The organism is Acinetobacter lwoffii (genome assembly GCF_052078135.1).
GTDB lineage: Bacteria > Pseudomonadota > Gammaproteobacteria > Pseudomonadales > Moraxellaceae > Acinetobacter > Acinetobacter lwoffii_Z.
Map to the genome: position 1 here is coordinate 1 of NZ_JBQGUZ010000052.1, position 3200 is coordinate 3200.

The 3200-nt window shown below is 49.4% G+C and carries 1 rRNA gene; it reads right to left on the reverse strand.

Features of this window, described 5'->3' with window-relative positions:
- Positions 1–24 precede the first annotated feature (24 nt).
- A 23S ribosomal RNA gene (locus ACTL4S_RS16260) occupies positions 25–2919 on the reverse strand.
- Positions 2920–3200 lie beyond the last annotated feature (281 nt).

Sequence of the window (3200 nt, forward strand, 5' to 3'; positions counted from 1 at the left end):
ATACAACAACTGTTTGGGTGTTGTATAGTCAAGCCTCACGAGCAATTAGTATTGGTCAGCTTCACATATCACTATGCTTCCACATCCAACCTATCAACGTCGTAGTCTTCAACGGCTCTTTAGGAGACATAAAGTCTCGGGGAAATCTTATCTTGAGGTAGGCTTCCCGCTTAGATGCTTTCAGCGGTTATCCCTTCCGAACATAGCTACCCGGCGATGCCACTGGCGTGACAACCGGTACACCAGAGGTTCGTCCACTCTGGTCCTCTCGTACTAGGAGCAGATCCTCTCAAATTTCCAACGCCCACGGTAGATAGGGACCGAACTGTCTCACGACGTTCTAAACCCAGCTCGCGTACCTCTTTAAATGGCGAACAGCCATACCCTTGGGACCTGCTTCAGCCCCAGGATGAGATGAGCCGACATCGAGGTGCCAAACACCGCCGTCGATATGAACTCTTGGGCGGTATCAGCCTGTTATCCCCAGAGTACCTTTTATCCGTTGAGCGATGGCCCTTCCATACAGAACCACCGGATCACTAAGACCTACTTTCGTACCTGCTCGACTTGTGGGTCTCGCAGTTAAGCGCGCTTTTGCCTTTATACTCTACGCGTGATTTCCGACCACGCTGAGCGCACCTTCGTACTCCTCCGTTACTCTTTAGGAGGAGACCGCCCCAGTCAAACTACCCACCAGACATGGTCCTCGTCCCGGATAACGGGACAGAGTTAGAACCTCAATATTACCAGGGTGGTATTTCAAGGACGGCTCCATCGCAACTAGCGTCGCGACTTCAAAGCCTCCCACCTATCCTACACAAGTAAGATCAAAGTTCAATGTCAAGCTGCAGTAAAGGTTCACGGGGTCTTTCCGTCTAGCCGCGGGTACACCGCATCTTCACGGCGAATTCGATTTCACTGAGTCTCTGCTGGAGACAGCGCCCCCATCATTATGCCATTCGTGCAGGTCGGAACTTACCCGACAAGGAATTTCGCTACCTTAGGACCGTTATAGTTACGGCCGCCGTTTACTGGGGCTTCGATCAAGAGCTTCGCTTACGCTAACCCCATCAATTAACCTTCCAGCACCGGGCAGGCATCACACCCTATACGTCCACTTTCGTGTTTGCAGAGTGCTATGTTTTTAATAAACAGTTGCAGGGGCCTGGTTTCTGAGGCTGTCGGCCGCTCAAGGAGCAAGTCCTATCACAGACAACAGCGTACCTTCTCCCGAAGTTACGGTACCATTTTGCCTAGTTCCTTCAGCAGAGTTCTCTCAAGCGCTTTGGTCTACTCGACCTGACCACCTGTGTCGGTTTCGGGTACGATTCCTGTGTAACTGAAGCTTAGAGACTTTTCCTGGAAGCATGGTATCAGCCACTTCACTGTACAAGTACAGCTTGCTATCAGTTCTCAGCATAGAGTACCCCGGATTTGCCTAAGATACATGCCTACAACCTTCCACCTGGACAACCAACGCCAGGCTGACTTAACCTTCTCCGTCCTCTCATCGCATTACACAGAAGTATTGGAATATTAACCAATTTCCCATCGACTACGCCTCTCGGCCTCGCCTTAGGGGTCGACTCACCCAGCCCCGATTAACGTTGGACTGGAACCCTTGGTCTTTCAGCGTGCGAGTTTTTCACTCGCATTGTCGTTACTCACGTCAGCATTCGCACTTCTGATACCTCCAGCAGACTTCTCAATCCACCTTCATCGGCTTACAGAACGCTCCCCTACCACGCATAATAAATTATGCATCCGCAGCTTCGGCATATAGTTTTAGCCCCGTTACATCTTCCGCGCAGGCCGACTCGACTAGTGAGCTATTACGCTTTCTTTAAAGGGTGGCTGCTTCTAAGCCAACCTCCTAGCTGTCTATGCCTTCCCACATCGTTTCCCACTTAACTATAATTTTGGGGCCTTAGCTGGCGGTCTGGATTGTTTTCCTCTTGACTACGGACGTTAGCACCCGCAGTCTGTCTCCCGGATAGTACTCATTGGTATTCGGAGTTTGCATCGGTTTGGTAAGTCGGGATGACCCCCTAGCCGAAACAGTGCTCTACCCCCAATGGTATTCGTCCGAGGCGCTACCTAAATAGCTTTCGGGGAGAACCAGCTATCACCAAGTTTGATTAGCCTTTCACCCCTATCCACAAGTCATCCCCTGGCTTTTCAACGACAGTGGGTTCGGTCCTCCAGTTAGTGTTACCCAACCTTCAACCTGCTCATGGATAGATCACCTGGTTTCGGGTCTATACCCAGCAACTAAACGCCCTATTAAGACTCGGTTTCCCTACGGCTCCCCTATGCGGTTAACCTCGCTACTGAATATAAGTCGCTGACCCATTATACAAAAGGTACGCAGTCACCGGACTAAGCCGGCTCCCACTGCTTGTATGCATGCGGTTTCAGGATCTATTTCACTCCCCTCACAGGGGTTCTTTTCGCCTTTCCCTCACGGTACTGGTTCACTATCGGTCAGTCAGGAGTATTTAGCCTTGGAGGATGGTCCCCCCATATTCAGACAAGGTTTCACGTGCCTCGCCCTACTCGACATCATCATATAAGCCCTTTCGTGTACAGGACTATCACCGTCTACGGTCGCACTTCCCAGAGCGTTCCACTAGAACTTATATGACTTAATGGGCTCTTCCCCTTTCGCTCGCCGCTACTGAGGGAATCTCAATTGATTTCTTTTCCTAAGGGTACTGAGATGTTTCACTTCCCCTCGTTCGCCTTGCAACACTATGTATTCATGTTGCAATACCTACCTTATGGTAAGTGGGTTTCCCCATTCAGACATCTCCGGATCACAGGATATTTGCCGCCTCCCCGGAGCTTTTCGCAGGCTATCACGTCTTTCTTCGCCTCTGACTGCCAAGGCATCCACCACATGCACTTAATTACTTGACTATACAACCCCAAACAGTCGTTTATCCTTACAAGTGGGATAAGCAACAGATTGTGATGATCTCTCATCACGCTCATACAGTTGGCGTCTTGTGCATTTAAGCACCGTACAGCTTCAATTAGATTCATATACCAAAACGCTTGATTCAGTTAATTTCGCTAGAACTCATTTCTTGTAGTTGCCTACTTGAAACGAGTTTGAACAAATTATTTCAACTCAAATATATTCTGTTAATGATTTTTCCAGCCTTCGTCAGGTCAGGAAACTGTGATAAATCACAGAG